This window comes from Pseudomonas sp. R84, assembly GCF_009834515.1.
Lineage (GTDB): Bacteria > Pseudomonadota > Gammaproteobacteria > Pseudomonadales > Pseudomonadaceae > Aquipseudomonas.
This window is the reverse complement of the sequence record NZ_CP019426.1, coordinates 5,792,971-5,819,617: the sequence shown is the minus strand read 5'-3', so window position 1 is coordinate 5,819,617 and position 26,647 is coordinate 5,792,971. Positions and strand designations below refer to the sequence as shown.

15 protein-coding genes are annotated in these 26,647 nt (G+C 57.2%); 11 read left to right on the top strand and 4 right to left on the bottom strand.

The features are described 5' to 3' along the window. Nucleotides 1-125: 125 nt before the first annotated feature. The 3 genes from dxs to PspR84_RS25700 all read right to left on the bottom strand — a co-directional run bounded on the left by dxs (nucleotide 126) and on the right by PspR84_RS25700 (nucleotide 3,242). Nucleotides 126-2,024, bottom strand: coding sequence for a 1-deoxy-D-xylulose-5-phosphate synthase (gene dxs / locus PspR84_RS25710; RefSeq protein WP_160059589.1), 1,899 nt, complete (start codon nucleotides 2,022-2,024; stop codon nucleotides 126-128). Between the two features lie 91 nt (nucleotides 2,025-2,115). Continuing rightward, on the bottom strand, nucleotides 2,116-3,003 hold the full coding sequence (ispA, locus tag PspR84_RS25705) for a (2E,6E)-farnesyl diphosphate synthase (RefSeq protein WP_160059588.1): 888 nt from the start codon (nucleotides 3,001-3,003) through the stop codon (nucleotides 2,116-2,118). Then, complete coding sequence (locus tag PspR84_RS25700) at nucleotides 3,000-3,242, bottom strand: exodeoxyribonuclease VII small subunit (protein WP_003228627.1); 243 nt, start codon at nucleotides 3,240-3,242, stop codon at nucleotides 3,000-3,002. The genes ispA and PspR84_RS25700 overlap by 4 nt, the downstream gene beginning before the upstream one ends. Nucleotides 3,243-3,596: 354 nt before the next feature. On the opposite strand from PspR84_RS25700, the gene PspR84_RS25695 reads away from it, so the two are divergent. From PspR84_RS25695 to PspR84_RS25665, 7 genes are all read left to right on the top strand, one after another. Continuing rightward, nucleotides 3,597-4,388 carry a DUF2135 domain-containing protein gene (locus PspR84_RS25695; protein WP_160059587.1) on the top strand — a complete coding sequence of 264 codons (792 nt, stop codon included), beginning with the start codon at nucleotides 3,597-3,599 and terminating at the stop codon, nucleotides 4,386-4,388. A gap of 48 nt (nucleotides 4,389-4,436) precedes the next feature. Then, entirely contained in the window at nucleotides 4,437-6,149 is a 1,713-nt protein-coding gene (locus tag PspR84_RS25690) for a DUF2138 domain-containing protein (RefSeq protein ID WP_160059586.1), read from the top strand. After that, nucleotides 6,146-6,784 carry a DUF1175 family protein gene (locus PspR84_RS25685; RefSeq protein ID WP_127929933.1) on the top strand — a complete coding sequence of 213 codons (639 nt, stop codon included), beginning with the start codon at nucleotides 6,146-6,148 and terminating at the stop codon, nucleotides 6,782-6,784. Before PspR84_RS25690 ends, PspR84_RS25685 begins: the two co-directional genes overlap by 4 nt. Further along, nucleotides 6,781-11,355 (top strand): alpha-2-macroglobulin, encoded by a 4,575-nt coding sequence (locus tag PspR84_RS25680; RefSeq protein ID WP_160059585.1) that lies wholly within the window; start codon nucleotides 6,781-6,783, stop codon nucleotides 11,353-11,355. Before PspR84_RS25685 ends, PspR84_RS25680 begins: the two co-directional genes overlap by 4 nt. A gap of 1 nt (nucleotide 11,356) precedes the next feature. Next, nucleotides 11,357-12,976: a DUF2300 domain-containing protein gene (locus PspR84_RS25675; protein ID WP_160059584.1), complete on the top strand. Its 1,620-nt coding sequence runs from the start codon at nucleotides 11,357-11,359 to the stop codon at nucleotides 12,974-12,976. A 3-nt stretch (nucleotides 12,977-12,979) separates the two neighbouring features. After that, nucleotides 12,980-13,792: a DUF2135 domain-containing protein gene (locus PspR84_RS25670; RefSeq protein ID WP_160059583.1), complete on the top strand. Its 813-nt coding sequence runs from the start codon at nucleotides 12,980-12,982 to the stop codon at nucleotides 13,790-13,792. 71 nt (nucleotides 13,793-13,863) lie between these two features. Then, entirely contained in the window at nucleotides 13,864-14,970 is a 1,107-nt protein-coding gene (locus PspR84_RS25665; RefSeq protein ID WP_160059582.1) for an endonuclease NucS domain-containing protein, read from the top strand. A gap of 44 nt (nucleotides 14,971-15,014) precedes the next feature. On the opposite strand, the gene PspR84_RS25660 is transcribed toward PspR84_RS25665, so the two are convergent. Further along, nucleotides 15,015-16,184 (bottom strand): diguanylate cyclase, encoded by a 1,170-nt coding sequence (locus tag PspR84_RS25660; RefSeq protein WP_160059581.1) that lies wholly within the window; start codon nucleotides 16,182-16,184, stop codon nucleotides 15,015-15,017. 628 nt (nucleotides 16,185-16,812) lie between these two features. Here PspR84_RS25660 and drmD point away from each other — a divergent pair. The 4 genes from drmD to PspR84_RS25640 all read left to right on the top strand — a co-directional run bounded on the left by drmD (nucleotide 16,813) and on the right by PspR84_RS25640 (nucleotide 26,642). Further along, complete coding sequence (gene drmD / locus PspR84_RS25655; protein ID WP_160059580.1) at nucleotides 16,813-19,938, top strand: DISARM system SNF2-like helicase DrmD; 3,126 nt, start codon at nucleotides 16,813-16,815, stop codon at nucleotides 19,936-19,938. Further along, on the top strand, nucleotides 19,935-23,984 hold the full coding sequence (locus tag PspR84_RS25650) for a DNA methyltransferase (RefSeq protein ID WP_178121148.1): 4,050 nt from the start codon (nucleotides 19,935-19,937) through the stop codon (nucleotides 23,982-23,984). Before drmD ends, PspR84_RS25650 begins: the two co-directional genes overlap by 4 nt. Nucleotides 23,985-24,270: 286 nt before the next feature. After that, the gene (locus PspR84_RS25645; protein WP_160059579.1) at nucleotides 24,271-25,686 is read left to right on the top strand and encodes an ATP-binding protein; all 1,416 of its coding nucleotides are present in this window, start codon (nucleotides 24,271-24,273) and stop codon (nucleotides 25,684-25,686) included. 2 nt (nucleotides 25,687-25,688) lie between these two features. Continuing rightward, the gene (locus tag PspR84_RS25640) at nucleotides 25,689-26,642 is read left to right on the top strand and encodes an O-methyltransferase (RefSeq protein WP_160059578.1); all 954 of its coding nucleotides are present in this window, start codon (nucleotides 25,689-25,691) and stop codon (nucleotides 26,640-26,642) included. The last annotated feature ends 5 nt before the right edge of the window (nucleotides 26,643-26,647 follow it).

Genomic DNA, 26,647 nt, shown 5'->3' with positions numbered 1-26,647 from the left:
TGTTTCAGGTGTACTCAAATCAAATGTGGGAGCGAGCCTGCTCGCGAATGCGGTGTATCAGTCAGCCCTGATTTGACTGACAGTCCGCATTCGCGAGCAGGCTCGCTCCCACAAGAGTATTGCGTTTACTTGTCGAGTAAGGCCAGACGCTGACGAATCGACGCTTCGATCCCGGCCTCATCCAGCCCGCACTCGGCCAGCATTTGCGCAGGCTTGGCGTGCTCAACGTAGATATCCGGCAAGCCCAGATGCAGCATCGACTTGAGAATGTTCTCGCGCGCGAGGAACTCGCTGACCGCGCCACCAGCGCCGCCCATGATCGCGTTCTCTTCGATGGTCACCAGCAATTCGTGGCTGTCGGCAGTCTCGCGCACCAGCTCTTCGTCGAGCGGTTTGACGAAACGCATGTCGACCACGGTGGCATCCAGCTTCTCGGCAACTTTCAGCGCTTCGGTTAGTTGCACACCAAATACCAGCAGGGCGACTTTGCTGCCCTGGCGACGGACGATGCCCTTGCCGATTTCGATCGGCTCGAGGTCTTTCTCAATGGTCGCATTCGGACCGCTGCCGCGCGGATAACGCACTGCCGCCGGGCCGTTGTACAGGTGGCCGGTAGTGAGCATCTTGCGCAGTTCGTTTTCATCGCTCGGGGTCATGATGACCATGCCCGGGATGCAGCGCAGGTACGACAGATCGAAGCTGCCAGCGTGGGTCGGGCCGTCTTCGCCGACTAAACCTGCACGGTCGATGGCGAACAGCACATCGAGATTTTGCACCGCCACGTCATGCACCAGTTGGTCATAACCGCGCTGCAAGAATGTCGAGTAGATCGCCACGACCGGTTTCGCGCCTTCGCAGGCCATGCCGGCCGCAAACGTCACCGCATGTTGCTCGGCAATCGCCACGTCGAAATAGCGCAGCGGGAAGCGTTCGCTGAACGCCACCAGGTCCGAGCCTTCCTTCATCGCCGGGGTAATCCCGACCAGACGTGGATCAGCCGCCGCCATGTCGCACAGCCACTCGCCGAACACCGCCGAGTATTTCGGCCCGCTGGCCTGCTTTGGCGCGGCGGCCGGAGCGTCCAGCGGTTCGAGTTTGGTGATGGCGTGGTAACCGATGGGGTCGACTTCCGCCGGGGCGAAGCCTTTGCCTTTCTTGGTGACGATGTGCAGGAACTGCGGGCCTTTCAGATCACGCATGTTACGTAGCGTGGCGATCAGCGTTGGCAAGTCGTGGCCGTCGATCGGGCCGATGTAGTTCCAGCCCAGCTCTTCGAACAGCGTGCCGGGAACCAGCATGCCTTTGGCGTATTCTTCGGTGCGACGAGCGATTTCCCAGGCGCCGGGCAGGCGCGACAGGACTTTCTTGCTGCCCTCTCGCATGCTTGCGTAGGTGCGGCTGGAAAGGATTTTCGCCAGATAATTCGACAGACCGCCGACGTTGCGCGAGATCGACATGTCGTTGTCGTTGAGGATCACCAGCATGTTGGCGTTGACTTCCGGCGCATGGTTCAGCGCCTCGAAAGCCATGCCGGCGGTCAACGCACCGTCGCCGATCACTGCGATTGCCTTGCGGTCGCTGTTCTGCAGGCGGGCGGCAATGGCCATGCCCAGCGCAGCGCTGATCGAGGTGCTGGAGTGGCCGACGCCAAAGGTGTCGTACTCGCTCTCGGCGCGACGCGGGAAGGCAGCAATGCCGTCCTTCTGGCGTAGCGATTCCATGCGCTCACGGCGACCGGTAAGGATCTTGTGCGGATACGCCTGATGACCCACGTCCCACACCAACCGGTCATCCGGCGTGTCGAAGACGTAATGCAACGCGATGGTCAGCTCGATCACGCCCAGGCCGGCACCGAAATGCCCACCGGTCTGACCGACCGTGTAGAGCAATTCCAGGCGCAACTCATCGGCCAGGGTTTCCAGCTCGGCTTCGCCTAACCGGCGCAGGCCGTCCGGCGTGTTCGCGCGGTCGAGCAGGGGCGTGGTCGGGCGCTTGCGGGGAATCTCATGAAACGTCGTGGGCATCAGGCGAATCGTTATAGGTATAGAAGATGCGGCAGTTTACCTGATGCATCGCCCCCTGCCCACGCGTTGGTCTTTTTTGGCGGATACGCCGTCAGTTGCGCCGCTCGACGATATACCGGGCCAGTTCGCGCAATGGCTCGGCGGCCGCGTCAAACGGTCGCAGGGCGTGCAGGGCCTGATCGCGCAGTTCCAGGGCGTAGGCCTTGGCGGCGTCGAGACCGAGCAGCGCCGGGTAGGTCGGCTTGTCCCGAGCGATATCGGCGCCCTGGCGTTTGCCGAGGGTTTCGGTATCGCTTTCGACGTCGAGGATGTCGTCCTGCACCTGAAAGGCCAGGCCGATGGCCTGTGCATAAGTCTGCAGGGCTTTGAGTTCATCCGGCTCGGCACGACCACTGGCCAGGGCGCCGAGTTTGACGCTGACTTCGATCAGCGCGCCGGTCTTGTGCCGATGCATCTGTTCGAGGGCTTTCTGATCGAGTTTGAGGCCGACCGAACCGAGGTCGATGGCTTGACCGCCGACCATGCCTGCCGGACCAGCGGCGTTAGCCAGCGCGGTGACCATTTGCAGGCGGATGTCACTGCTGCAATCGCTCAGACGCGGGTCGAGCAGGGCGCTGAACGCCAGACTCTGCAAACCGTCGCCGGCCAGAATCGCGCAGGCTTCATCGAATTTCTTGTGGGTGGTCGGCTGGCCGCGACGCAGATCGTCGTCGTCCATCGCCGGCAAATCGTCGTGCACCAGCGAATAAGCGTGGATCAGCTCAACCGCGCAGGCTGCGCCGTTGGCCTGTTCAGCCCTGCCACCGAGCGCTTCGCACGCGGCGTAGGCCAGCAGCGGGCGCACGCGTTTGCCGCCGTTCATCACGCTGTAGCGCATGGCTTCGTAAAGCCGCGCCAACTCTGGCAGCGGCGCATTGAAAAGGGTTTCCAGCGCTGCGTTGACCCGGGTCTGGCTGGTCGCCGTATACGCCGCAATCATTCTGGCTGTTCCGCGTCGAAGGGTTCCTCGGCGAGTTCGCCATCGCGCTCCAGCAGCACTTGCACCTTCTGCTCGGCCTGCGCCAGCGCTGCCTGGCAATCGCGGGTCAGACCGATGCCCTGCTCGAAAGCGGTCAGCGAGTCTTCCAGCGACAATTCACCGTTCTCCAGACGCTCGACCAATGTTTGCAGGTCGGCGAGGGACTGTTCGAAATCCAGTGCAGCTTTTTTGCGGGCCATGGCGGCGATTTCCGGTTGACGTTAAACCGGCGCGACACTAGCAGATAGGGGGGGTATGGGCAAATGAGCGGGGTGCGACCGGCCCTTTTTCCTGAGGCGATTCTGGAAAGCTGAAACCTATTCGGCTCATTTTGTGAGCCGAATAATCTCTCTATTCGGCTCACGCCCCTTAAAAAGCAGGTTTCCTACAGCAACAGCACATGTATCTGATTGTTAAAAAACCGCCGAATCGCTAATCTTCGCGCCTTCTACGACCCCATAGTCACGGGTCTTTCAGACGAAACGCAGTTTCACCGCTGTGAAGTACCGAGGATCGGGTGCAAGGTTTCGTTCAGGCATGGCAGGAGGCATCACATGCGTTCATTTCTTTGGCTGCTGATCGGCCTGGCCTGCGCGCCCGCGCTGCTGGCCGCGCCGACGGCCGAGCTGTCGGAGCCGGTCGGCGGCTGGCGCTATCAGGGCTTGCTCGACCGCACGGAAAACCCGCAAGTCGCCTACCCGACGCCGCCGATCGATCGCGGCATCCAGCGCAATCGCACGATGATCCAGGGCCAGCTCAAGGCCATCGGCCATATGCGCCCGCCGCACAGTCTCGCCGTAAATGGCAATCCACTGAATCTGTACACCGACGACCAGGGCCGTTTCGCCCGGCCGTACGCGTTCGGCGCCGGCTCCAACAGTGTCGAGGTGATCAGCGCCGAGGGCCAGTCGCTCAAGCGCGTGCAATTTTATGAAGCAAACAATTTGCGCACGCCGGCGCGGATTCGTCTTGTCTTGGGCTGGGACGATCCGAAAGCCGAGCTCGATCTGCACATTGTCACGCCGGATGGTCAGCATGCGTTCTGGGCGCAGCCGGCGTTGAGCAATGGCGGTGGTCTGGACCCGGATGGCGTCGATGGCCCCGGTCCGGAAATGTTCACCATGACCGCGCCGCTGCATGGCACTTATCTGGTTTACGTCAACTATTGGGGCAACTTCGGCAACGGCGGCTATAACTTCGAGGAGACCAGCAACCAGAACGAGGTGATCACCTCGCAAATCACGCTGGTGCTCAACGAAAACACCGTCGACGAAAAACGCGAAACGTTCATCGTGCCCCTGCGGGCGATCGGTGATCTGCTGCTGGTCAAGACTTTCAACTATTAAGCATTCCGCCACGGATGAAATCCTGAGCTTTGGGAAATGAGCGAGAAGATGAGCGATAACACTGTTACTCCGGCTGCCGACACGCCAGCGGCCAAACCTTCGCGGCGCTGGCCTTTGCTCCTGGCCGGGTTATGCCTGGTGGCCGGCGTGGCGGGTGGTTTTGGCTGGCTGCTGCTCAAGCCCAAGGCACCGCCGGCGGAATTGGCCAGTGACAAGCTTGGCCTGAGCCGTCCGGACGCGTTGCTGGAGACCCGCTCGCTGAGTCAGTTGCCCAAGGACCTGCTGACGGTGCCGTTCCTCAAGGCCACGCTCACCGAGGATTTCGTCTTCTATTACGAGACCCATGCTGATCGCCTCGGCTTGATCGGCAGTCTGCGCCGGATCATCTACGAGCATGACCTGAAACTGCAGGACAGCCTGATCGAGCAACTTTTCGATCAGCCAGCCGACGTTGCGCTGTGGCGTGGCGCGGATGGGCGCTTGAAAGATTTCCTGCTGGTGATGGACCGTGGTGGGCTGGCGAAACTGCTCGAGCCGCTGGCGAAAGTAGCGCTGGATGACACGCAGCTCAGTCAGATGGGCGAACTCAAAGTCGGCGGCGATAGCGTGCCGCTGTATCAGTTGACCTATAACGCCAGCAAAGCCCTGTTGTTCGCCTCTCACGGCGACAAACTGGTGGTGCTGTCAAATCCGGCCAAGTATTACGACCCCGAAAGCGGCGTCTCCGAAGAATCGGGCCATGTCTCGCCACAAGCGCTGGCGGCGCTGCTCAATGGCGAAAAACTGTTCCCCGAAGCGTTCGGTCTGCCAGCGAAAGCCCCGGAAACCAAGCAACGCCTGTCGGTCAACTCCAGCGTTCTGGCCATGGGTTATCAACGTTTCATCCCGAACTTCGCCGGGCTGCGCTTCGACATGGACGACAAGGGCTGGCACAGCTACCTCGCCATGGACGAGCTGGACAATCAGCCCGACTTCGATTTCAAACCGGTCTGGCAAGCAATGCCGCTGGGCGCCAGTGCCTGCGTAACCTTGCCGGTCGCGGCCGAACCGCAAAAACCATTGCTGGTAAAACTCGGCGCCGAAGAAGCGGTAGCGCAGACCCTCACCGAACATGTGGCCGGCGCGGCAGGCCTGTGCTGGTACGCCGATTCGCGTTTGTACACGCCATTGTTGGTGGCCAGTCTGAAAGACGAGGACAGCAGCAAACTCGATGGCGACCTCGGCAAACTGTTTGGCTCGATGGTCGGCGCGTTCGAGGCCAACGTCGACGAAAACGTGTTCCCGGTGGTCGAGAAGCAGGAAGGCCAGAGCCACGTCTGGCAGCGTCAGGTCAGTTCCAACTTCGGCCCTTATGCGGCGAAGACTGCCGAGAACCCGGACGCAATCAGCGGCAAGGCGTTCATGAAAGTCAGCCTCGCCCGTCACGGCTCGACACTGCTGTTTTCCCTCGACGACAAACTGGTCGACAAGGCCCTCGGCACCCTCGATAAGCGCTTCCCGCCAATGGCCGACGTGCTGCCCAAAGATGTGCTGATGCCGATCTACTTCGGCCCGGATTCGATGGCGCAACTGATGCAACAGGAAACCCTCGATAGCCTGCCACAGGACATGGAGCCGGTGTTCTACAACGCCGCGCAAACCTACCTGATTCCGAAACTGCGTACCCTCGGCGGCTACGGCAAATATGCCCTGACTTTGCCTGAAGGCAGCGAGCCTGACGGCCACTGGCAGTGGCTGCCGCTGGAGTGGAAAGCGCTGTGACGACACTGATCCGCAGCCTCGGCCTGCTCGCGCTGTTACTCAGCGCGGGCGCCCGCGCCGTTGAAACGCCGGCACTGGATCCGGCGCAATCCCAGGTGTTTCGCGCCTGGTTCGTGCGTATTGCCCAAGAGCAACTGAGCCAAGGCCCGAGCCCGCGCTGGTATCAGCAAGACTGTGCCGGGCTGGTGCGTTTTGCCGCCAACGAAGCGCTGAAAGTCCACGACGACAAATGGCTGCGTAGCAATGGCCTGTCCAATCGTTATCTGCCGCCGGAGCTTTCGCTCAGTGATGAGCAACGCAAGCTCGCCCAGCAATGGCAGCAGGGCGGTGGCAAGGTCGGGCCGTACGTCAACGCGATCAAATTGATTCAGTTCAACAGCCACCTGGTCAGCCGCGATGTGTCGCAAGCACGGCCCGGTGATCTGATGTTTTTCGATCAGGGCGACGACCAGCACCTGATGATCTGGATGGGCCGCTACATCGCCTATCACACCGGCACCACTACTCCCACAGACAACGGCATGCGTTCGGCAAGCCTGCAGCAACTCATGACATGGAAGGACACCCGATGGATACCCGACGCAGCCAACCCCAACTTCATCGGCGTCTATCGACTGAACTTTCTCTCCCAATGACCGGTGCCCGCATGTTGCGTATCTGCTCGCGAATTCCTTTGCTGCTGGCGCTGTTGCTGCCATTGGCGACCGTTAACGCCGAAGATTCGGTTGAGCCGAGCGGCTATACGCCGGTGTCCGGTGAGAGCTTTTTCCTCCTCGCCGACAGTAGTTTCGCGGCGGACGAGCAGGCGATGGTGCGCCTCGAAGCGCCGGGCCGTGACTACCGTCGTTTTCGCATGGAACCGTACGGCGGCGCCGACATTCGCGTGTATCGCATCGACAAACCGCTGGATTTCCTCAAGCGCCAGAAGAACCTGCACCGCGTGGTCAGCGACGGCCAATTCAAGGGTGAAGGCCTGTCCAACACCCTCGCTTACTTGTGGGACAACTGGTACCGCAAATCCCGTCGGGTGATGCAGCGTGCTTTCTCCTATGAGTCGCGCAAACAGGTCACCGAAGAAGTGCCGGAACTGAAGATGGGCAATGCCATCGCCGCACCGACGCCGTACGACGCGCAACCGCAATTTGCGCTGATTCCGGGTCTACCGGTGGTCAGCCAGTTCCGTTATCCGTTGTGGCAGGCCAAGCCGATTCAGCCGCCGGCCGGGGTCAATCTGGCCGGCTCCTCCAGCGATGTCGTCAGTGTTGCGCCGGGCAACGTTTACATCCCGTTGGGCAATCTGAAGCCGGGTCTGTATCTGGTCGAAGCATTGATCGGCAAGTACCGCGCGACCACCATGGTTTTCGTTTCCAACACCGTCGCAGTGAGCAAGATTGCCGGCGACGAATTGCTGGTCTGGGCCGCGCGCAAACACGAAGGCAATTCGGTACCGAAGGTCAATGTGCTGTGGACTGACGGCCTCGGCGTGATGAGCAGTGGCGCGACTGATGCCGATGGCTTGCTACGCCTGAAACACGTCAGCCCGGAGCGTTCGTTCGTCATCGGCGAGGATGAAGAGGGCGGCGTCTTTGTTTCTGAAAACTTCTATTACGACAGCGAAATCTACGACACCAAACTGTATGCCTTCACCGATCGGCCGCTGTATCGCCCGGGTGATTGGGTGTCGCTGAAAATCGTCGGTCGTGAGTTCAAGAACGCGCGGGATTCGGTGTTGCCGGGCGCGGCGGATGTCACGGTCAGCGTGCTCGACGCCACCGGCACCGAGCTGCAACATCTTGACCTGAAACTCGATTCGAAGGCCGGTACTCAGGGCCGTTTCCAGTTGCCGGACAACGCGGTGGCGGGCGGTTACGAGATTCGGTTCAACTATAAGGATCAGGCCTACAGCAGCGCCTTCCGTGTGGCCGAATACATCAAACCGCATTTTGAAATTTCGCTGAACCTGGCCAAGCAGGATTACCGCACCGGCGAGCCGGTCAAAGGCAGTCTGGTGTTGCTCTATCCGGACGGCAAACCGGTGGCCAACGCCAAACTGACCCTGAGCCTGCGCGCTCAACAACTGTCGATGGTCGACAACGAGCTGCAATACCTCGGGCAATTCCCGGTGGAACTGACCAGCACCGAACTGACCACCGACAGCAAAGGCAACGCGACCCTCGACCTGCCGGCCGCCGACAAGCCGAGCCGCTACATGCTCACCGTGTTTGCCAGCGATGGCGCGGCGTATCGGGTCAAGACCACCAAGGAAGTCCTCATCGACCGTGGCGCCGCGAGCTTCCGCGTTAGCGCGCCGCAACGCTTCAGTGCAGTCGGCGACAAGGTTGCGTTCAGCTACGCCAACGAGGGCGGCACCGAGCAAAGCAAAGCGGTGACGCCGAGCACGTATGGCTGGGTGCGTCTGGAAGACCAGAGCACCGGTGAAGGCAAACTCGCAGCGACGGATAAAGGCTTCAGTCTCGCTTTCGAGCGTCCGGGTACTTACAACCTGACCTTGAAAGATCAACACGGTCGCGTCCTCGGCGCCACCGGTCATTCGGTCACTGGCGATGGCGTCAAAGCAGTGCCGGGCACTGTGGAAATCGTCCTCGACAAGCCTGAGTACAAGGCTGGCGATGAAGCGCTGGCGCTGATCACCTTCCCGGAAACGGTCAGCGATGCATTGCTTTCGCTGGAACGCGACAAGGTCGAAGACACCGCGCTGCTGGCCAAGGGCGGCGACTGGCTGAAACTGGAAAAACTCAGCGACACTCAATACCGCGCGCGTATCCCGGTGAAGGACAACTTTGCACCGAACCTGACCTTCTCCGTGCTCTACACCAAGGGCGGTCAGTACAGCTTTCAGAACGCCGGGATCAAAGTGGTCGCGCCGCAAATCGACGTGGCGATCAACACCGACAAAGCGGTGTATCTGCCGGGCGACACGGTCACGGTTGACCTGACCACGCAGTTCGCCGGCAAAGCCGTTCCGGCGCATCTGACCGTCAGCGTCGTTGACGAAATGGTTTATGCGCTGCAACCGGAAGTCGCGCCGACCATCGACCAGTTCTTCTATCACCCGCGCCGCAACAACGTGCGCACCAGCGCGAGTCTGTCGTTCATCAGTTACGACGTCGCGTTGCCGGGTAGCCCCGGCGCACCGGGTAAAGCCAACCGCAGCGAGCGCGGGGTGAAAGTGCTGGAGCGGCCGCGTCGTGAAGACATCGATACCGCCGCATGGCAGCCAGAGTTGTTGACCGGTGCCGACGGCAAAACCCGCTTCACTTTCAAGATGCCGGACTCGCTGACCCGCTGGCGCATCACCGCCCGCGCGATCGCCGATGACGGTCAGGTCGGACAGAGGAAGCAGTTCGTTCGCTCGGAAAAACCGCTGTATCTGAAGTGGAGCGGCCCGAGCAAATTCCGCAAAGGCGATCAGCCGCAACTCGGTGTGTTCGCGTTCAGTCAGGCCGAGAAACCGGTCAAGGCTGAACTGGTCACTCACTACGCAGGCGCTGAACAGCGTGTCCCTGTGACCCTCAACAACGGCATCAACTACCTACCGCTGCCGGCATTCGCCCTGGCTTCCGGCGAGTGGACGGCGGAGCTGGTGCAGGACGGCAAGACTGCCGACTCTCTCGCCTTGCGCCTGAGTGCGACCGGTGACGGCTGGCAAGTGACGCAGACGCAAAGCCTCGATGTCGCCAGTGGTGACACGCCGTTGAGCCTGCCGGCGGATGCCACGGATATTCGCCTGCGTCTGGATGACAGTCCGCAAGCGTTGTTCCGCTCGGCACTCGATGATCTGCTCAGCTATCCGTACGGCGGCGTCGAGCAGACGGCCAGTCGTTTGCTGCCATTGAGCATCGCTTATCCGTCGCTGGCGTCGAATCCGCAGATCCGTGATCGCTTGCGCCTGATCATGCAGAACAGCCGTCTGCGTCTGGTGCAAATGGCCGGGCCATCGGCGAGTTTCACCTGGTGGGGTTACGACGGTGAGCCGGATGCGTTCCTCACCGCTTACGCCTATTACGCCGACTGGAATGCCAGCCAAGTGTTGGAGCTGACCCTGCCGCCGGAGCACTGGCAGCGGGTGCTGGAGGTTTACGCCAAGCAGGCGCCGAACACGCCGTTGCTGCAACGGGCGCTGATTCTGTCGTTCGCCAAGCAGATGCATTTGCCGGTGAACACGTTGCTCAGCGGTTTGATGGACGATCTGGCCAAGGCCGGCGAAGGCAACGCTGAAACGCTGATGGACGATGGCGAAGACAGTCTGGTGATGAGTGATCCGGATTCGGCGCTCGGTCTGGCAGCGGCACGGGTGTTAACCGCCTCTTTGGCCACGCAGTCGAAAGTCGCCTTGCCTGACGCGTTCAATCGTCAGGTGGGCGCTGCACAACAGCGTCTGTCGGTCAGTTCGCAGCCGTTTGCCGAGGCGCTGAACCTGTCGCTGCAACCGTTCGATCAGGCGCGTGCGCAAGCGCTGTTGCAACGACTGTTGCCGCAGCAATCGACCCTCGAACGTGCGCTGGCACTGACCTGGCTGCAACGCAGTATCGCTCAGGCTTCGCCGACCATTGCCTTGACGCCGGCTGAAGGCTGGAAGAAAAACTACGGTGCAACCGGTGAGATGTACTGGACTTGGCAGGGCGCCACTCCGGTGCCGAGCGTGTTGACAGTGTCCGGCACGCAAGAGCGTCCATTGCGCGCGGCGCTGAGCTTCCAGACTCAGCAACCGGCAGTCGATCCAATGGCCGTGACCATCACCCGCCGCCTGTCGCGACTGGTGCCGGGCGATGAAGCGTTCACCTTCAAACTGGAGCCGGTCGGCACCAAGCCGCTGTCCAGCGACAGCCTGTATCTGGACGAAGTGATCCTCACCAGCAAAGCGCCGAAACCACTGCGCTACGGCATGCTCGAAGTGCCACTGCCACCGGGCGCTGATGTTGAGCGCACGACGTGGGGCATCAAGTTGCAGGGCAAGGACGGCAACGAACCGACTGCGCTGGAGAAGGCGCGTTTCGAACCGGGCCAGTTGGCCTACGCGGTGCCGGTCGATGCGCTGAGCGGCGAGTTGCGCCTGCGCCACTTGGTGCGCTTCTCGCAGAAGGGCCAGTTCAACTTGCCGCCGGTGCGTTTCAAGCAGGTCTACGCACCGCAGCATCAGGCCCAGGAAGCGAAAGCCGCCCTCGGTCAGGTCACGGTCAACTGACATGACCCGGCCGCTGCTGTGGCTGCTGATGTGTGTGATGCCTGCGCTGGCGACGGCGCAGGATGAGCCGTTGCGCGTCGCCTATAAGGGCGAATTGTTGTCGTTGAGTCAGACGCAACTGATCAAGCGTGAACCGTTGCCGTCATCGCTGGATACGCCGCTGGGCAGTCTGTGGAAGTTGTTTGTCTACGCGTGGCTGGTGGACACCGGCGCGCGGGAGCCGGCGTATGAGTGTCGCGGGCAGTCGAAGGAAGAGGTTTATTGCTGCTCGGCGGGCGGCAAGATCGAGCGCGATCAGGCGCTGGTGAAATCCTGCGGGTTGTATTTTGAGCCGGCGCGGTTGGGGATTGCAGCGGCGGATTGGCGTACCTATTGGCAGGCGCGGCAGGCGCCGTCGTGGTTGCTCGACTTGCCGTCGGTGCAGCCGGCGCAACGGGTTTCCGTGGTTGAGTTGCTGAAAGTATTGGCCACTTTGCCGGCTCAGGATCAGGCACGTCGAGTGCTACTCGATGTAGTGCTGAATGCGGCGGATGGCAATGTCGTTGGTGAACTTGGCGGACGTCTACGGGTGAAAACCTGGAGCTGGCTCGGTGATCAGGATCCGCAATCGCGACAGGGTGGATTCGCTGGCTGGACGGCTGATGGCTCGCCGGTCTGGGCAGGCGGGCGCGGCACTAGTCAGATGGTTTTACGTCATTACGGGCAAGCGCTAGCGACGGTGTTACCTGCGGCTTGGCCGGCAGAGGCGGGGCGTTGTGTTCAGGTCGGTCTGTTTTCACGCTATCCACTTAGGCGTGTATTGGCTGGCGAGCAGGTAGTGAATTCCGGCCCGCTGCATGGCGACTACCGCGTCGAATTCGCCAACGGCAACGCGCTGGATATCCACAGCGACGGCGAACTGTTTCTGCTCAACGACAAACTCGTCGCAAGGCTTGATCGCGACGAATATGTCGCTCGCGTCCTTGAGCGCGAAGCCAAATCCGAACCCGCCGAAGCGGCCAAGGCGTTGGCCGTAGCGATCCGCACTTATCTGCTGCAAAACGCCACACGTAACGGCGACTGCCTGAGCATCGATGACAGCAGCAATCGCCAGCGCGTCGCCCCGCGTCCAGCCTCGGCCGAATCCCGCAATATCGCCGCCTGGACGGCAGACCTGGTACTGGCCGGCAGCACCGTCACCTATCACTCCGATCAACCCGGCCCGGACAAACTCGCCTGGCAACAAGCCGTCGCGCAAGCTAATGCCGGTCAGCGTTACGACGCGATTCTGCTACATGCCTATCCGCGCGCCAGCCTTAGCCGTTGGGACAACCCGGTCGCTTCCTGCGAAGCGCTGCCCGCCGCGCAAGACTGGCTGCAGAAACAGCGACGTGGCTGGCGCCCGAAGCTGGAAAGCGAAACCGGCTACAACGAAGTCAGCACCTTCGCCGTGTGCAAACTCGCCTTCGGCCGTCCCTTCGTCGACCGTGAACGCCAACGCATTTACGTACGCGGCGTGCTGACTTTGCAGGATCGCCTCGACCTGACCCACGAATATCTGCACCTGGCTTTTGAAGCGCATCCCAACGGCCAGGATGAAACCTACATCGAAGGGCTTGCCCGTCACCTTTTGCTGGAATAGACCATGACACTCCGTTATCCACAGGTCTTGCTGCTGCTCTGCACCTTGACTGCGCTCTCGCCGGCCATCGCTGCCGACGGCGTCAAACTCGACACCCCAGTCGGCGGCTGGCGCAGCGGCGCCCCCGAAGGCGAAGGGGAAAGCTTCCGCCAGACCGTCAACTACCCAGCCTCATCGGTCAACACCCCGGTGGGCCAGGCCAACACTGCACGCATCAGCGGCGAAATCAAAGCTACGCAGAAGGGCAACGAACCCGGACGGCTGATCGTCAATGGCGTGAGCATGCCGCTGAAAATCGATGACAGCGGCCGCTTCGATCGCCCGTTCTCGTTCCCCAATGGCAGCAACAGCGTCGAAGTGCGCAGCCCCGACGGTCAGCAACGTCACCGCACACAATTCCTCAATACCAGCGGCGGCGCGACCCCGGCGAAACTGCGCGTACTGCTGGCGTGGGACAGTGACGGCACCGACCTCGACCTGCACCTCGTCACCCCTGACGGCGCGCACATCTGGTACGGCAACCGCAGCGCCGCCAACGGCGCCGCGCTCGACGTCGACGTCACCACCGGTTATGGCCCGGAAATCTTCGCCATGCCGGCGCCGATCAAAGGGCAGTATCTGGTGTACGTGAATTATTACGGCGGTGGCTATCGCGGGGATGACGAGGGCGGCGAAGAGGCGGTGCAGGCGCTGACCACGGCGCAGGTGACGGTGATTACTGAAGAAGGCACACCGAGCGAGAAAATGCAGACGTTTCTGATCCCGATGCGCGCGGTGGGTGAGCTGACGCTGGTGAAGTCATTCAGTTATCCGTGAGGGGGATTGGTCAGCAGGTTGCTGACCAAATTATTGAATTAGCATCCATAAGATTTTTAAGGACACATCACTTGCCCATCAAAACGGATGTCTGGACGGTTGGACTGTCACCGAACAAGCTGCGTCAGAGCAGGTTGGCAAGTGAGCAGTTGCTGGAAGAGATGATCATCAGTTCGCCCAGCATTCTCTCGGATGAATGGATGCTGATAGGTCGGCAAGAAAATACTGGTGCCGGAGGGCGAATCGATTTGTTGGCCATTGCACCTGATGGCGCGTTGGTCTTGATTGAGCTCAAACGTGATCGTACTCCTAGAGAAGTCGTCGCTCAGACCTTGGATTACGCGGCTTGGGTAGAAAGTTTGCGGGGGGATGAAATCGCAGCAATCTACAAACGTTTCAAACCCGGCTGCAGTTTGGACGTAGATTTTTTAGCTCGCTTTGGGCGTGTACTGGATGAAGATGAACTGAACAAAACCCATCAATTGATTATTGTCGCCACGGAGTTGGATTCCAGCAGTGAGCGAATCGTTGAATACCTAAGCAAACGAGATATTCCGATTAACGTTTTGTGTTTTCAGATTTTCGAAGCTGGCGACCAACAATTGTTGAGTCGATCCTGGCTGCTTGACCCAGTTCATACTCAAGTCAACGCGGTGTCGACGAGCGAAGGTCATAACGAACCTTGGAATGGCGAGTTCTATTGCTCGTTTGGGGATTCCATCTCTCGCTCTTGGGCTGACGCAGTAGAGTTTGGATTTATTGCCGGTGGCGGCGGTACTTGGTACAGCAAGACGTTGCAGGTCTTAGCGCCGGGGGATCGAGTTTGGGTCAACATTCCTCAAAAAGGCTACGTTGGCGTTGGACTGGTTCGTGGAACCGCCACGCCTGCAGAGGCGTTTACGGTTTTACAGAATGGGATTGAGCGACCTGTGCTTGAGGTTGCAAAACGTGCGAAATATCACGCTGAGTTTGTGGATGACCCAGAGCGGTGTGAATACTTCGTTCCGATTGAGTGGCTTGAGACCGTTCCGCTAGAACAGGCTGTGCGGGAAATAGGGATGTTTGGTAACCAAAATACGATTTGTCGGCCTACTACACCTAAATGGCGTTGGACGATTGAGCGCTTGAAACAGAGATTCCCGCTTGTTGATTCGGTAACGGAGGCTATTTCAGTTTAGACATCGCAACGCTTGCTTGAGCCGAAATGGCTGGCTTTCAAGAGTTACATCAGCGTCAGGTACAGCGAACGCAAAGTCTGTACACGATTACGCCCCTGATCCTTGGCGCCGTACAGCGCCTGATCCGCTTCCGATAGCAGGCGTGACAAGTCGTATCCGGATTCACGGGTAGTCACAACTCCGATGCTGACGCTGAGCAGCCCCGGCTCAAGAATCGACAATTGCGAGAACGAACGGCGGATCCGTTCGGCAATTTCCAGTGCAGTCTGCTCATCGCAATTGTTGAGCAGGCAGGCAAACTCCTCACCGCCAATCCGCCCGCAAACATCTTCCTTACGCAGGCTCTCGGCCACGATCCGGCCGAACGCGATCAACGCCTGATCCCCAACGGGATGGCCATAGGTGTCATTCAGACGCTTGAAGTTATCCAGGTCACAAAGCAGCAAAGCCGCCGGTTCTGCGTGTTGCTGGCTTTCAGTAAGCAACTGCCCGGCGTTCATCATGAACGCGCGACGATTGCCAATGCCCGTCAGCGGATCGCTGAACGCCGCCGCTTTGAGCTTGAGCTCGGCACGCTCCTTGACCATCGCCAGCGTGATGTAGGCGATACCGATGACATACAGCATCGACTCGAACAGCATGAACGAGAAAAACGGCACGCCTTCGCCACTGCCCAGCAGCGCCTTTGTCACCGGCAGCCCTTCATCGGTCGCACTGCGAACGGCGTAGAACACCGTGTGCAAAACGGTCAGCACCAGCGCCGGCATAAACGCGACGTTCAGAGTGTGGCGGCTGCGCCAGAGCTCTAGCGTTGTCAGCACGCCGTAACCGAATGCCAGCAAGGAGTAGATTAAAACCCGATTTGGCATCGACTCGTAGAAGGCGGGAATCAGACACAAGGTCAGCCAGGCGAACGCCCCCGCCAGAATGCCGGACACTGACGGTCTGCGCCCGACCAGCGTGCGCATGGCCGTCCAGTTCAGCGCTGCACTGAGCAATAGAACAACATTGCCGAACACAATGGGAATGAAGTCGACCCCTCGATCACGCCAACTGACCAATACCACGCCCAAGGCGCCCAGCAGCATCATGCTGCCGAGGTACGCCAGTGGCGGCTCGCGGGTTTCGCGATACCAGGCGTGCAGCGTCAAAAGCCCCATCAAAAAGAAGACGAAGACCGAAACGACCAGCAGGGTCGGGATATGCAGGGCCATTCCATGGATTCCCGTGAGGCTCAATACCGGAATCCGGCCGGGGTCGGGGATGCGGGTAAAAAAAGAGGGGGTGGGTGTTGGGCAGGATTTAGCACTGAGGGGGTTAGGGTTGGCAAGTGTTGAGTCAAGCTCGCCAAGGTAAACGTGTTTTTTTGCAGGCATTAAAAAGCCGGCTTGTGGGCGGCGTTATTTTTGAATTATGGCCATATTTTATTGGAGTTGGCGAAAACTAGCGTTTCTGTCCCCCCATTTGTCCCCCCACGCGGGCCTTGCGTAGAGAGCGATGCTCAGCACAACGGCTACTGCTGAATAGTTGTTCAAGGGTAAATCTGCTTTAGCCCTATGACTGACTTCGAGTTTATAGCTCTCCTGCAAAATGATAGCAACGGCTCAATTCCGCCGTTTTTCACCAGATTCTCTGATTTTCCGGTTGCGCGTGTTTTTTGCACGGAGGCGCGTTACACGAAACGGGGGTTTACCATCATTATGCTACTAAAACGCATTAATCGGTTGAGTCACCCATGTATCATTCAGCCCTATCTGCCCGGCAGGCTTTCGCATTGCCCGAAGGTTTTAGGGTTTTACGCAATCGTAGGTTGTACGCATTGCGCTGAATAAGGAGTAGTGCATGACTGCGGCATTGGAAGAGGGGAGCTACCGAAGTATCCCAGAGGCTGGTCAGCTTGTTGAGGTGCGGCGCAGGCAATGGGTTGTCGCAGAGGTTAACTCATCAAAGCTGGGAAGCGTGCAGCAGCACGCCATCACACTAGCTTCGATCGATGACGATGCTTTAGGTGAAGAGCTACAAGTTATCTGGGAGATAGAGCCGGGGGCGCACGTCATTGAGCGCGCAGGTCTTCCTGATATCACGGGACAAGATGACTCCGACACGCTTGAGGCCTTCCTTGATGCCGTGCGCTGGGGCGCAGCCACTAATGCTGATCGTGGCTTTTTGCAGGCGCCCTTTCGTAGTGGTGTGACGCTGGAAGACTTTCAGCTTGATCCGCTTGTACGGGCCATCGATATGGCGCGGGTGAATCTGCTGATCGCTGATGATGTTGGTTTAGGCAAGACCATTGAGGCCGGCTTGGTCATCCAGGAAATGGTGCTACGCCATCGGGCACGCACCGTGCTGATCGTTTGCCCTGCCTCGCTACAAGAGAAGTGGCGCCTTGAGATGGCGGAGAAGTTCGGGCTCGAATTCCGTATCGTCGATAGCACGTACATTAAAGAGATGCGTCGCGAGCGTGGGATTCACGCCAATCCGTGGAACTCGTTCCCACGCCTGATCACCTCAATGGACTGGGCTAAAGCTGGCGAAGGATTACGGGCATTTCGCGATATTTTGCCGGCAAATGCTAATTATCCGCGTAAGTTCGACCTATTGGTCGTGGATGAGGCTCACAACGTGGCGCCGGCTGCCGGTGCCCAATATGCGCTTGAGAGTCAGCGAACTCGCTTGATTCGCACCATCGCGCCGCACTTTCAGCATCACCTTTTCCTGACTGCGACGCCTCACAACGGCTACACCGAGTCTTTCACCTCGCTGCTGGAGTTGCTTGATGATCAGCGTTTCGCCCGCAACATCCTGCCGGATGAGAAACAGCTCGCTCAGGTGATGATTCGCCGACTAAAAAGTGAAATCACCGACAAGGATGGGCAGCTGATCTACGCCCCACGCAAGCTTGAGGCCCTGGGCGTCGACTACACCGCAAAAGAGCGTGAAATCCACCACAAACTGCAGGCTTTCTGCGCCAGTCGAGAAGTTGCAGACGCTAAGCTAGGTAGTGTCACGGGCGTTTCCTTCATCAATCAGTTGCTGAAAAAGCGCCTGTTCTCGTCACCGGCCGCATTCGCTTCGACCTTGGCAAAACATATTGCCACATTGGAAAGCGGCGCAGTTCGCAAGGATCGCGGCGGGTTGTCAGATCGCATCTTGCTCAAGGCCATTCAGCGTGCTGAAGAGGATTACGCCAACGACGCTGATGTCGAGACGGCGCAGCAAGAGGCTGTCGAGGAAGCGACCCGTCATTCTCGGCCCTTGAATGACATAGAACGTGTTTTGTTGGACGAGCTACGTCAGTGGTCGCAGCAGGCGATGCACCAGAGTGATTCTAAGGCGGAAGCCGTTCTCGCCTGGATCCACAGCTATCTAAAAACCAAAGGTGACTGGAACGGTAAGCGTGTAATTCTCTTCACCGAATACCGCACGACGCTAGATTGGTTACAGCGAGTTCTGGCAACCCACGATTTGGGTGGCGACCGCCTAATGAAGTTGCATGGCGGCATGGATCACGACGACCGAGAGATGGTCAAAGCGGCTTTCCAGGCAGCTCCGGATGTTTCGCCAGTGCGCATCTTGCTGGCGACCGATGCGGCTTCTGAAGGTATTGACCTGCAGAACCACTGTAACTATCTCATCCATCTAGAAATCCCCTACAACCCCAACGTCATGGAGCAACGCAACGGTCGTATTGATCGTCACGGTCAGCGGGCAAAAGAGGTGCTTATCTGGCACCCGGTTGATGTCAAAGAAGATGGCGAAGCTGTCGGTGGGCATAAGGACGACATTCTGCGTGCACTGCGCAAGCTCGACTCAATGCGTGCAGATATGGGCAGTGTTAACCCGGTCATTGCCCCGCAAATGTCGGGGCTGATTGAAGGCTCTTTGCGTGACCTCGACACACGCATGGCGGAGGCAAAGATTGAGCGGGCCCGTCGCTTTGTTCGTACGGATAAAGAAATTAACTCTCGAGTGGCCAAGCTGCATGAGCGCCTAATTGAGACAAAAGAAGGCTTACACCTGTCGCCAGAACACATCCTGATGGCGGTCAAGACTGCTTTGGCGTTGGCCGAAAAACCCGCGCTGAAACCGTTGCAATTGGCCGGCTTCGAGGCAGGTGCCGTATTCGAGCTACCACCGCTGGGTGGCGCTTGGGAGCGTTGCCGAGAGGGGCTAGAACACCCATTCACCGGGAAGATTCGGCCCGTGACCTTCGATCACGAAGTCGCGAAGGGCCGCGACGATCTGGTACTGGTTCACCTCAATCATCGCTTGGTGCAGATGTGTCTGCGTTTGTTACGTGCTGAGGTCTGGGCGCAGGAAGACAACAAAAAACTCAATCGAGTAACCGTTCGCGTGCTGCCTGACGATCGCCTTGATACGCCTGCCGTAGTGGTTGTGTCGCGATTGGTCATTACTGGTGGTAACCACCATCGCCTGCATGAAGAGCTAACAGTGGCCGGTGGCTACCTTCGTGAGCAAGGTTTCAAGCGAGAGGAGGGCGTAGCCCGTGTACAAGCTTGGCTGGATGAGGGGCAACCGTTCAGATTGGAAACGGTTGCGTTCAACACCCTGCGAGCACGTTTCGGTGCTGCCGAAGAGTCTATTCAGCAAACTCTTAAAGCGCGCTCGCGCAACCGCCTCGAATCTCTGGGCAACACCCTCGAAACCCGGAAGAACTCAGAGCTGAAAGACATTAGCGCCGTATTGAGTGAGTTAGAGCGAGCGATTGGTGCAGAGCTTCGCAAGGCAGAGGATCCTGAGCAATTGACTCTGTTCAGTGAGGATGAGCACACCCAGCTGCGTCGTGACAAGTCAGCGCTGGAGGCGCGCCTAGCACGCATTCCAGTTGAGCGAGAACAAGAAATCAGCGCTATTGAAGCGCGCTATGCCGCGCCGCAGGATCGCACCTTTCCCATCGCTGTCATCTTTATCGTTCCCGCATCGTTTGCACAGGAAGGCCACGTATGAGCCAGGACAACAACCACGACGAATGGCTTTCGCTGATCGAGATTTCAGGCCCGTTCCTCGCTGTACCTGTATTAAAAAAAGCCTTTCCACAAGGTCTGGAGGCTGTCGATGGCCGCGTACGCAAGTACCTCCGTCAGGCCTACGATGAGTGGTGCGAGGCGCGTGATAATGACGACCCGCAACTCGAAGAATTACACCGTGCCTGGATTCGCGAAGTGCTGGCACGTGGCCTTGAATATGATGAGAAAGATTCGGGCGAGTTGCTCAAGCTAGGTGAGGCTATACCGGCGACCTTGCACATCGCGCTGCCAGAACATGGTGTCACGCTAAGCCCGGATTACGCGCTGGTCAATGGTGATAAAGCACTGCTGCTAATCCAGACCTACCCAGCGGATACCGACTTGGATGCAGCCATCAGCCAGCAAGGTTGGGTGGCCACTCCTGCCGAGCGGGTGGTACAACTCTGTCGTACTACTGGCTGTCGTTTGGGTTTGATTACCAATGGCGAACGTTGGCTGCTGATTGATGCGCCTGTCGGCTCGGTCGTGACCTACGCTAGTTGGTATGCGCGTTTGTGGGGGCAAGAGCCATTAACTCTCCAGGCCTTCCTCACGCTGTTAGGTATTCGCCGTTTTTTCGTGGATGCTAGTGAGCAGCTGCCTGCACTTTTCGATGAATCTCTACAACACCAGGAAGAGGTCACCGATGCATTGGGTGAGCAGGTACGTCGCGCTGTCGAAGTGCTTATCCAGTCGCTCGACAAAGAAGACCTGAATAGCGGTCGGACGTTGCTGCAGGATGTGGCGCCTGCCCAGCTGTACGAAGCCGGCCTGACCATCATGATGCGGCTGGTCTTTTTGTTGTCGGCTGAGGAGCGCGGGCTGCTGCTGATGGGCGATGCAGCTTATGAGGCTAACTACGCCATCTCCACCTTACGTATGCAGCTACGCAAAGAGTCGGACGAGGTGCTGGAGCGTCGGCATGACGCTTGGGCGCGTTTGCTGGCGACTTTCCGTGCCGTGTATGGCGGCATTGAGCATGAGGCTTTGCGTTTACCGGCGCTGGGCGGCTCGTTGTTCGATCCGGATCGTTTTCCCTTTCTCGAAGGCCGTTCAATGGGTTCAAACTGGCGCACGGATGATGCCCGACCCTTGCCGATCGACAATCGCACCGTGCTGCTCTTACTGGAGGCAATTCAGCAATACCAAGGCCGTACCCTGTCTTACCGTGCGCTCGATGTAGAGCAGATCGGCTACGTCTATGAAGGCTTGCTCGAGCGTACGGTTAAACGCACAGATGCAGTGACGGTAGAACTGGTCGGCGGCAAGGGCGCAAAAAAAACTATTCATGCCTTGAGTGAACTGGAAGCTTTACGAGGGCGTGATGAGGATGAATTCACTCGCCAACTGGCGAGTTCGGATGAGCTGAAGCGAAGTGAAAGTGCTATCCGCAAAGATTTGGCGGGTGTTGTGGATGCCGCTCTGACCAATCATCTGCTCACGGCCTGTCATGGCGACGAGGCGCTGCGTGATCGTCTATTGCCGATCGCTAATTTGTTGCGAGCCGACCCATGGGGCTACCCATTGGTGTATGCAAAAGGTGCCTTTATTGTCACCACGGGTTCTGATCGACGCGAAACCGGCACCCACTACACCCCGAAGTCGCTGACCGAAACAATCGTTGCCGAGACTCTCACGCCGGTGGCTTATGTTGGTCCAGCAGAGGGAACACCGCGCGAGCAATGGGTGCTTATTTCGCCCGCCGAACTGCTTGACCTCAAGATCTGCGACCCGGCCATGGGCTCGGGCGCATTCCTGGTGCAAGCCTGCCGTTGGCTCTCTGATCGCCTCGTCGAGGCTTGGTCACAGATTGAGGCTACAGGAAAAACCGTGAGTGTGGATGGCGAGGTTCTAGACGAAGGAGTGATCAAGGAACCTCTGCCCCGCGACAGCGAAGCACGCTCAGTGGTCGCGCGTCGCCTCATCGCCGAGCGTTGTCTGTACGGCGTCGATCTGAACCCGCTTGCTGTCGAGCTCGCCAAGCTGTCCATCTGGCTGGTGACGCTGGCAAAGGGACGCCCCTTCGGCTTCCTCGACCACAACCTGCGTTGCGGCGACAGTTTGCTCGGACTTCATAAGTTGGATCAACTGACAAAATTCTCTCTTCACCCAGAAGAAAAAAAGACCTCATTCATCTTCGCGTCTGATATTCAAGAAGCGGTCAAGGAGGCAATCGCGCTTCGCAAGCAGCTCCGAGGTACTCCGATTCGGGATATTAGGGATGTCTACTATATGGAACGGTTGGATAAAGAGGCCCGGCAGAAGCTAGAACATATCGAACACATTGCCGACGCCATGATCGGTGAACTATTAGCTTCTGATCGAAATCAACGAACGCTGGATGCGGCCATGGACGACCTTTCCATATGGGCGACTGCCTATATTGAAGGTGACGAGAAGACTGAACGGGGAACCATAGCTGAGTCAAGGAGATCTCTGTCGGTTGAGCTTTTGTCAGGCGAGCTACCACGGAGTCCTTTCCATTGGGCTTTGGAGTTTCCGGAGGTCTTTGAGCGAGGTGGGTTTGATGGAGTTATAGGTAATCCGCCGTTCTTGGGCGGAAAACGTATTGGTACAGTTCTTGGTGAAAAATATCAAAACGCTTTGAAAACCTCTTATGAATATTCAAAGGGGGCGGCGGATTTAAGTGCATTCTTCTTTAGACGGGCGCAATCAATTATCAAAAATGAAGGGTGCTTTTGCTTTATCGCGACAAATACAATTGCACAAGGTGACACAAGAAAGGTTGGCTTAGAGTATTTAATAGAGAAGAAGTGCAAGATATTTTTTGCGAATAATTCCGTTCCGTGGCCCGGAAAGGCTGGTGTGCACATTAGTGTTGTGGGTCTCCTAAAGGGAAGTTGGAGTGGTCCCGTGTACTTAGATGGTTCGTCAGTGGTAAATATTTCAAGTGCCTTGGAAAATGAGCATGGCTTTAATTCTTTTTCGCTGAAGAAAAACAAAGGTGGGATTGCCGAAGGAATTAAAATACATGGAAACGGATTTTTAGTTGATGAAAAAGCGTATGCCGAACTGATTAATCGTGATCCAAAAAATAAGACTATTCTGCGGATTTATTTGGGTGGAGAAGATGTTACGAATGATCCATCCCAAAGGAAGGTTAGGTATGTAATAGATTTCGGAGATTTTGATAAATTCAAAGCCGAAGAGTTTCCGGATTTATTTGACATAGTTACCCGAGAGGTCAAGCCTTATAGGGAGGGATTAAAGGGACAAATCCACGAGCATAGATATTGGATATTTTGGGATAGAAGAGAGGCATTTTTCAGGCAGTTAGATAAAGGAAAAAATATTTTAGTTTGTTCAGGGGTTGCAAAATATCTCGCCCTGGATTTTGTTCAGCCTGATGCTGTTATTTCACAGAAGCTGAAGGTTTTTAAATTTCAGGACTACGCGTATTTCAGTATTTTGCAATCAAGCCTGCATGAGTGTTGGGTTAGAAGAAATAGCTCTACCTTGGAAACTCGATTGAGTTACTCAAATAAAGATGCATTTGCGACGTTTCCTTTTTGCGATACGACCGACAGACTTGAACAGATAGGAAAAGTTTATTACGAGCATAGAAAGGAAGTCATGACTCAATTTCGTGAGGGTCTAACATCAGTATATAACCGACTTCACAATCCTGAAATTACTTCTGTTGATTGCGTTAGATTTAGACTGCTTCAAGCCCAGATGGATGAGGCTGTCGCATCTGCGTATGGATGGGATGACTTAGCGCTTGATCATGATTTTCTTGAAACCAAACTGGGAACTCGGTTTACGATTTCCGAGTCGGCTCGTTTAGAGATATTGCGTCGTCTTTTAAAGCTTAATCACGAGCGATATGAAGAAGAGTTAGTTGAAGGTGTACCTGGAACGCCCACTACCAAGAAGTCAGATAAAACTCTAAAACTAACAGCGCAGATAGCGAATTTGGATAAGGATGTTCAGTCCGGTTTTGATTTCGGCAAGTTGGCTCAATGAGCGATCAGTGTTACTCCGCTGAACTGATCTTCACGAAGCAAGACTTCGCGGATGTCTACTGGAAAAGTACTTTGGTCGATGAGGAACGCGAAGGCTATTCCTCCATGTGGCAGGCATTTCCCAGCGCCGCACGTAAAGCATTGGAAGACAATCGCCCGTCACACGGAAAAGTACGGCCATCGGGACAGCCATCACAAGGGGGCGTAATGACAGGAACTGAAACCATGCTCACGTTCGAGCTGAAGATAGCTTCGAGGATATCGGATTGCATAGGGAGAACCATTTTATGACAAAGCCAAGCACTGACACAGCTCAGGCCAGCCCAACGAAGCAGTTCTTCGTATCGATGCTAACGCGCGACATCAGTCTCGTTGATGCCATCCTTGACCTGCTCGACAACTGCCTTGATGGCGCAATGCGACTGAAACACGGTAATGAGGTCGATTACTCGAAGCACTTTGTGAGCATCAAGGTCGCCGAAGATCACTTCTCCATTGCTGACAATTGCGGCGGCATCCCGCGCGACGTTGCCATTAACTACGCATTCAAGATGGGGCGCGATTCCGACGACGACCGCGACTCGGATGCAGAAACCATTGGTATGTACGGCGTCGGCATGAAGCGAGCGATCTTCAAGATGGGTCGTAACGCGTTAGTGCGAACACGGCATGGTGATGACATGTTTGAGGTGCCGATCACATCGCAATGGCTGGAGGCAAAAAATTGGGATCCGCTTCCTATCAATGAACCGACTGAGACAAAGGAGCGGCTTGACGAAGCGGGCACCACGATTTACGTCACTGATCTCTATGAGGGTGTCTCGCGGCATTTTTCTAACGGGGGATTTATTAACGACGTGAGCACCGCGATTTCGGAGCACTTTACGACGTTTATTCAGTGGGGCCTGAAGGTCTCACTGAACGGCACGCCTATGAAGGCGGTCCCCGTACAGGTTCTCGTTTCGACTGAAGAGGGCAGTCCGGCCCCTTACGTTTACCAGGCGACGATTGACGAGGTGCTAGTGTCGATCTCCGTAGGCCTCAATACGGGGAAAAGCCTAGACGACGATGATGAAGATGATACGGGTTTCGAGCGTGATCGCTCTTCTGCAACTGCAGGCTGGACAGTACTTTGCAACGACCGTGCGGTTATCGTTGGAGATAAAAGCCGCCTGACAGGCTGGGGCGACGGCATTCCGCTCTACCACCCGCAGTTCGCCATGATCACAGGCATCATTGAGTTCCGTTCCAAGCATGCCGACAAATTGCCAGTTACGACGACAAAGCGGGCACTCGACACGTCCTCGAACGTTTGGTTGGAGTCCCTCGTCAAGATGAAGGAGGGTATGCGCATATGGATTTCTTACACGAACCAGTGGAAGAACCATCCACGCGCCGACCAGACGAGTCATTGGGAATCCGCCAAGCCGATGCCGTTGAACCAGGCTATTGAGGTTGTTGGCGCTCGTAGTGCTACTAAAAAAAACGCTGGCACGATCGAATTCAACCCCCAGAAAGCGAAGGTTTTGCCGGTACCGGATGACAAGAAGCCATCTTCCCGAAAGATCGTTTACTCACGCCCTGCCGAGGAGATACGACTCGTCTCGAAACTGCTGTTCGACGAGCCGGATGAGAAACCCGGGATCGTGGGCGATAAGTGCTTTGAGATCCAGCTCGCGAACGCCAAGAAGCAGGGGGACTGACAATGAGTGCAGGTTCGTCACTGCCGTACCAGTTACGGCCCAACAAAGCCGTGGACCGTGAGCTGTTTCTGTCTTTACTCATGCGATTGGCTCCGAAACTCGTGCTCGAAAAGTACCACTACGTTGGCCTTGGTGGGCCCTTTCTCGAAGATTTCCGGATGATCCACGGCCGGCTCGGCATTCCGAGGATGACATGCATTGAGATAGAAGAGCAGGTACATAAGCGTCAGCTCTTTAACCGCCCAATCTCGTCCATCGAATGCATTCATAAAACCCTTGAAGATTATCTTGATGAAACCGACTTCAATGACCCCGTCATCATTTGGTTCGATTTCACGGAGCCTAGAGGTATCACAACGCAAATCGAGCGATTTGCAAGGACCATGGGTTCCGTACCAATTGGAAGCATCCTACGAGTTACTCTGAACGCAAACCCTGGCTCCCTTGGTAAACCAGCAGAGAACCTGTCTGAAGCTGAGCTTATGGAGTGGCGACTCCAAGCATTCCAAAGGCGCCTCGGAGCACTATTTCCGAATGATCTAGCTGCGGACGGGATGAAGCAAAAAAACTTTGGTAAAAGTCTGCTGTACGCGCTCAAGCTGGCGGTGGAAAGAGAGGTGCTTAGCTTTAGGGATCGGCAGATCGTGTGGGCGCTCGCGACTCACTATTCCGATGGTCAGGCGATGGTCACAGCTACACTCATCATCTGCGAGGCGGACGACAAGTCGGTGGAAGAACTGGTGAAGGGGTGGGAGTTCTACTCGACTGCTGATGCCCCGCATCGAGTGGACCTACCTGCACTTTCGACTCTGGAGCGGTTGACGATGGAATCCAGCGTTGATGCCAAGGCATATATGGGCTTCGAGTTGCCAAAGTCAGATATGGACGAAAACCCGTTCGAGGTCTTCAGGAAGTTCTATCGCATCTACCCGCATTTTTCGCGTGTTGAGCTTTAGGAATA

Bases quoted from the DNA above. Each gene is read 5' to 3' on its own strand.
- PspR84_RS25695 (WP_160059587.1), top strand. From the start codon at position 3,597: ATGCGTTCATTTCTTTGGCTGCTGATCGGCCTGGCCTGCGCGCCCGCG.
- PspR84_RS25670 (WP_160059583.1), top strand. From the start codon at position 12,980: ATGACACTCCGTTATCCACAGGTCTTGCTGCTGCTCTGCACCTTGACT.
- PspR84_RS25675 (WP_160059584.1), top strand. From the start codon at position 11,357: ATGACCCGGCCGCTGCTGTGGCTGCTGATGTGTGTGATGCCTGCGCTG.
- PspR84_RS25660 (WP_160059581.1), bottom strand. From the start codon at position 16,184: ATGGCCCTGCATATCCCGACCCTGCTGGTCGTTTCGGTCTTCGTCTTC.
- PspR84_RS25640 (WP_160059578.1), top strand. From the start codon at position 25,689: ATGAGTGCAGGTTCGTCACTGCCGTACCAGTTACGGCCCAACAAAGCC.
- PspR84_RS25650 (WP_178121148.1), top strand. From the start codon at position 19,935: ATGAGCCAGGACAACAACCACGACGAATGGCTTTCGCTGATCGAGATT.
- ispA (WP_160059588.1), bottom strand. From the start codon at position 3,003: ATGATTGCGGCGTATACGGCGACCAGCCAGACCCGGGTCAACGCAGCG.
- drmD (WP_160059580.1), top strand. From the start codon at position 16,813: ATGACTGCGGCATTGGAAGAGGGGAGCTACCGAAGTATCCCAGAGGCT.
- PspR84_RS25690 (WP_160059586.1), top strand. From the start codon at position 4,437: ATGAGCGATAACACTGTTACTCCGGCTGCCGACACGCCAGCGGCCAAA.
- dxs (WP_160059589.1), bottom strand. From the start codon at position 2,024: ATGCCCACGACGTTTCATGAGATTCCCCGCAAGCGCCCGACCACGCCC.
- PspR84_RS25645 (WP_160059579.1), top strand. From the start codon at position 24,271: ATGACAAAGCCAAGCACTGACACAGCTCAGGCCAGCCCAACGAAGCAG.
- PspR84_RS25680 (WP_160059585.1), top strand. From the start codon at position 6,781: ATGACCGGTGCCCGCATGTTGCGTATCTGCTCGCGAATTCCTTTGCTG.
- PspR84_RS25700 (WP_003228627.1), bottom strand. From the start codon at position 3,242: ATGGCCCGCAAAAAAGCTGCACTGGATTTCGAACAGTCCCTCGCCGAC.